The sequence below is a fragment of the Mesorhizobium sp. M5C.F.Ca.IN.020.29.1.1 genome (assembly GCF_003997375.1).
In the GTDB taxonomy this organism is placed as follows: domain Bacteria; phylum Pseudomonadota; class Alphaproteobacteria; order Rhizobiales; family Rhizobiaceae; genus Mesorhizobium; species Mesorhizobium wenxiniae.
This window is the reverse complement of the sequence record NZ_RZSW01000526.1, coordinates 1-4,392: the sequence shown is the minus strand read 5'-3', so window position 1 is coordinate 4,392 and position 4,392 is coordinate 1. Positions and strand designations below refer to the sequence as shown.

The following is a 4,392-nucleotide window of genomic DNA, read 5'->3' as shown; positions in this document are numbered from 1 at the left end:
ACATTGGCCTTGGCCTTGCGGGCGGCCAGCGCGTGCATCAGCCCGGTGACCGCGGCAGCGCCGCCCATATCGCCCTTCATGTCCTCCATTCCGGAGGCCGTCTTTATCGAATTGCCGCCGGTGTCGAAGGTGACGCCCTTGCCGACGAAAGCAATCGGGCTGTCCTTGGCCTTGCCGCCGTTCCATCGCATGATGGCCAGGCGGGCTCCACGCGGCGAGCCTTGCGCGACGCCGAGCAGCGCGCCCATGCCGAGCTTCTTCATCTCCTTCTCGACCAGGATCTCGACCGTGACGCCGAGCGCTTCCAGTTCGTTGACGCGGGCGGCGAATTCCACCGGCCCGAGTACATTGGCCGGTTCGTTGACCAGATCGCGCGCCAGGAGCACCCCGTCGATCACCGCCACCTCGTCGGCAAAGGCCTTTTTCGCCGCCGCCGGATCGGTGGTGTGGATGGTCACCTTGACCGGCTTTTTAGGCTCGGTCGCCTTGCCGTCGCGCTGGCTGTCGCCATTGTCCTTTTTCGTCTTGTACTTGTCGAAAGCATAGCTGCGCAGAAGAATGCCAGCGGCAAGCTGTGCCGCTTGTCTGCCGCCGACGTCAGCACCGGGCAGGTCGAGCACGACGGCCACCTCCGTCGCCTTGCGAAAGGATGTAGTGATCGTACCGCCAAGCTTGAGCCAGGCATGATCGTCGAGCCCCGAGACCTTGCCGGCGCCGACCGCCACCAGCCGGTCGAGCGATGTGCCCTCGGGTGCCAGCACTTCGACCAGGCCGGCAAATTTGCCGGAAAAGTCGGCCACCGGGAACGCCCGCTCCAGCGTCTTTGCCGGATCGCAAGCCTTTGCCGCGTCGCCGAGACCGCCATCGTTGGCCGCCAGCACGAAGACACTGCCCTTTTTAGGCGCTGCGAATTTGGCGAAGGCGATCGAAGGTCTCGAAGTCATCATGTCCTGCTTTCGGGAACGGCGTTGGGTTTTTGGGAGAGTGCCTTGATGAAACTAGCTATTTGGCTGTTTCCGACCGGAAGCACCACCCCAATTTTGAATCATCGCCCCTGCCTGACGATCTGCTGCGTAATTGCGTTGGCCTGAATTCGGGCATTGGCGAAGCAACCGCGAATGCCTGGCCGCAAGCCGGTAAACCACAGGCCGGGCAAATTCGAATCGGCCTCGCCCGGCACTGGTCTTACCGGTCCAGTAATCGCCGTTGAACGCGATCTCCTCGACGGCGACGCCAAGCCGGACCGGCAGACCATGCGCCTGGCTGAACTCGTTCAGATGGCGGACGACGGCGTTTTTGTGGGGAAAAGCGGGTGTGCCTGCGGGATAGTCGACGCCAGGCGGTGTCGAGAGATCGCGATACGAGTTGAGATGCAACCGTTCGTGCCGCCGATACCAGAGTTCGGCAAGCCGGCTTTCCTTTTCCAGGACAAGTATCGGTACGCCGGCCTTTATCAGCGCATGGGCGGCGGCCAGCCCCGCTGCGCCGGCGCCGATCACGACGCACCGTGAAAAATCTGGCCGGTTTGGCTGCGCAATTCTGTTACTTCTGCTTCCATGCCTCTACCTGTCGCAGCCACGGCGGCCATAACCGGTGATCGGCGCGACATTTGGTCGTTTTCCGGCATTTGGCAAGACTTTGCCGGAATCCGATCCCATATGGCGGATGGAATCGATGGCGATTCGTCGCGGCACGGCCCCGCTTTCCTGCCGCAACGTGTTGTTAACCATTGATGTTCGCCCTTTCTTATCCATTGCCGCCGACACTTCGGCCCACCGGAAATATCGATGTGGGACGGAAACCAGATCGAACCGCCAACGGACCGGTTGTACAGGCGTCGCCGGGCGACTACCTTGTCTGGAGGCATGATGCCGTTCGGCAAAATCGAGAAAAGCCTTCATGAAGGTCGTTGAACGCTACATCATGCGTCGTGCGTTGGCGGTCTTCTTGGCAGCGCTCATCTGGACGCTGGCGATCGTGTGGACGACGCAGGTGCTCGCCCGCATCGACCTCGTCACCGACAGCGGGCAGTCGGTGCTGACCTTCTTCGAGGTCGCTGCGCTCATCATTCCGTCGATCGTCCCGATCGTCGTGCCTTTCGCCCTGGTGGTCGCGGTCGCTCAGACACTGAGCGCGATGAATTCCGATTCTGAGCTTGCCGTCTTGAACGCAGCGGGCGCTTCGCGCTGGACCATCGTCAGGCCGATCATGTTCCTGGCGCTGGCGGCCAGCGTCTTTTCGTTTGCCGTCGACAACGGCGTCGATCCCTATGCACGACAGAAAAATCGCGAGCTGGTGGCGTCGTCGCGCGCCGATCTGTTGTCGCTGATCATCCAGGAAGGCACCTTCCGCAAGATCGACGACGGCCTGTTCCTGCAGATTGGCGAGCGGCTTCCGGACAACCGTCTCGGCGGCATCTTCGTCGCCGATTCGCGCGAAGAAGGCGCCAACCTCATCTACTATGCCAAGACCGGCGCCATCATCGAAAACGGCGACGAGAAAGTGCTGATGATGAATGACGGCGTCATCCATCGCGAAACGCTGGCCGGCGATCTTTCGGTCATCCGGTTCACCTCCTATGCCTTCGACCTGTCCGCCTTCATGTCGGCCTCATCGGACGTATTGCTTTTGCCGAAGGACCGGACGACCCAGTACCTGCTCAATCCCAGTCCGAACGACAAGGTGTTCCAGAAAAAGCCGAACAAGTACCTGGCCGAACTCAACCAGCGTTTTTCCGAATGGTCCTATTCACTCGTCTTCGCGCTGATCGCGCTTGCGGTCGCGGGAGACGCGCGTTCCCATCGCGAGGCGCGCATTCATCCGCTGATCACGTCGATCGCGATTGCGCTTTTCGTGCGCTGGCTCGGTTTCTTTGCCGCCGGCAAGGCCGACAACGTTCCGCAATACGCCTATATGGTCTACGGCGTTCCTATCGTGGCGTCCGTGGTCGCGACATGGTTCATCGTCTCCAACCGGACCATGGAACTGCCGGTCGCCTGGGCCGACTGGATGACGAATTTCGCCGGCCGCTTCAGTGACGGCTGGAGCGCCCTGAAGCTCCGCTTCGCCAGGCGCGGCGCTTCTGGCCAAGGGGCCGGCTAATGGGCTGGATACGCTAATGGGCTGGACTCTGGGTAGATACTTCTTCTTCCGCTACGTGACGATCACCATCTGGTTCTTCATCGGCCTGCTGGCGCTTGTGTTCCTGATCGACTTCACCGAACTTTCCGGCCGCACGACCGGCTTGCCGGGTTTCACCTACGGCACGGCGTTCGCCATTTCAGGGTTGCGGATCCCGATGATCATGCTGCAGACGGTGCCGTTCGTCGGCCTGTTCTCGGCGATGGCGACACTGGTCTCGCTCAATCGCAGGTATGAACTGGTCATCGCGCGTTCCGCCGGCGTGTCCGCCTGGCAATTCCTGCTGCCGTGCTGCATCGGGGCGCTGCTGTTCGGGGTGTTGTCGGTCGGCGTCATCAATCCGATAGCCGCGCATGCGTTTTCCTGGTCCGAAAAAATCGAAACCCAGCTCCGCTCCGGCAAGTCGAACACCGTCTCGGCCGACGCCGAGCCCTGGATCCGGCAGAAGACCAGTTCCGGCGATACCATCATCGGCGCGCGCGCCATTCTCAATCAGGGCCTGGAGATGGCCGATGCCGTCTTCTTCGTCCTCAACCCGCAAGGCGACATCGTCGAACGCAAGGACGCGGCGCACGCCTTTTTGCGGAATGGCTACTGGGAACTGCAGGACGTCAAGGTTTTCCGGGACGGCAATATCCAATCGGCGGCAAGCGACAGGGTGCCGACCAATCTCAAGCCCGAATTCGTGCAAGAGCGGCTGGCGCGCCCGGAAACCATCCCTTTCTACGATCTGCCCGGCAAGATCGAGGTTGCCCGCTCCTTCGGCCTCAAGGCAAATGCCTTTGCCATGCAGTTCGATTCGCTGGTGGCGCTGCCGTTCCTTCTCGTCGCAATGACGCTGATCGCCGCAACGGTGTCGATGCGATTTGCGAGGATGGGACAATCCGGGACGATGATTCTGGGTGGCGTCCTGGCCGGGTTTCTGCTTTATGTCGTGACGGTGCTGGTCAAGGCATTCGGCGTGGCGGGATTCGTACCCACAGTCGTGGCTGCATGGGTTCCGGTTGTCGTGGCTATGTTCTTCGGGGTGACTTTCTTGCTGTACAAGGAAGACGGCTAGTGAGGGGGGCGGTTTTGCGCATCCATAGGCAGGCCGGTTTGGCGCGCCTCTATGGGGCAAGCGCCTTGGCATGCCTGCTCGCTTGTGTCGTCCCGAGCATCCCGGCTTTTGCCCAGGATATCAGCGACATGGCAGCCGACGTGCCCGCCGGCTCGCAAATGCTGCTGGCGGCAGATACGCTGGTCTATGAC

The 4,392-nt window shown here is 61.4% G+C and carries 6 protein-coding genes; 3 read left to right on the top strand and 3 right to left on the bottom strand.

Annotated features, from left to right (window positions below; all coding sequences use genetic code 11):
• The 3 genes from EOA85_RS28830 to EOA85_RS28820 all read right to left on the bottom strand — a co-directional run.
• Positions 1 to 944: M17 family peptidase N-terminal domain-containing protein (locus tag EOA85_RS28830; RefSeq protein WP_281033794.1), on the bottom strand; the 944-nt coding region annotated here is incomplete at its 3' end.
• A gap of 54 nt (positions 945 to 998) precedes the next feature.
• The gene (locus EOA85_RS28825; protein WP_127212022.1) at positions 999 to 1,499 is read right to left on the bottom strand and encodes an NAD(P)-binding domain-containing protein; all 501 of its coding nucleotides are present in this window, start codon (positions 1,497 to 1,499) and stop codon (positions 999 to 1,001) included.
• Between the two features lie 63 nt (positions 1,500 to 1,562).
• Positions 1,563 to 1,901: a hypothetical protein gene (locus tag EOA85_RS28820; protein WP_127212021.1), complete on the bottom strand. Its 339-nt coding sequence runs from the start codon at positions 1,899 to 1,901 to the stop codon at positions 1,563 to 1,565.
• On the opposite strand from EOA85_RS28820, the gene lptF reads away from it, so the two are divergent.
• The 3 genes from lptF to EOA85_RS39400 all read left to right on the top strand — a co-directional run.
• The gene (gene lptF / locus EOA85_RS28815; RefSeq protein WP_127212020.1) at positions 1,900 to 3,102 is read left to right on the top strand and encodes an LPS export ABC transporter permease LptF; all 1,203 of its coding nucleotides are present in this window, start codon (positions 1,900 to 1,902) and stop codon (positions 3,100 to 3,102) included. The two genes, EOA85_RS28820 and lptF, sit on opposite strands and share 2 nt — an antisense overlap.
• A 16-nt stretch (positions 3,103 to 3,118) precedes the next feature.
• The gene (lptG, locus tag EOA85_RS28810; protein ID WP_127212019.1) at positions 3,119 to 4,201 is read left to right on the top strand and encodes an LPS export ABC transporter permease LptG; all 1,083 of its coding nucleotides are present in this window, start codon (positions 3,119 to 3,121) and stop codon (positions 4,199 to 4,201) included.
• A partial coding sequence (locus EOA85_RS39400; protein WP_245486106.1) for a hypothetical protein occupies positions 4,201 to 4,392 on the top strand: 192 nt, incomplete at its 3' end. The genes lptG and EOA85_RS39400, both read left to right, overlap by 1 nt.

What these genes read in the sequence shown, in the direction of transcription:
- lptF (WP_127212020.1), top strand. Translation starts at nt 1,900, where the DNA reads ATGAAGGTCGTTGAACGCTACATCATGCGTCGTGCGTTGGCGGTCTTC.
- EOA85_RS28820 (WP_127212021.1), bottom strand. Translation starts at nt 1,901, where the DNA reads ATGAAGGCTTTTCTCGATTTTGCCGAACGGCATCATGCCTCCAGACAA.
- lptG (WP_127212019.1), top strand. Translation starts at nt 3,119, where the DNA reads ATGGGCTGGACTCTGGGTAGATACTTCTTCTTCCGCTACGTGACGATC.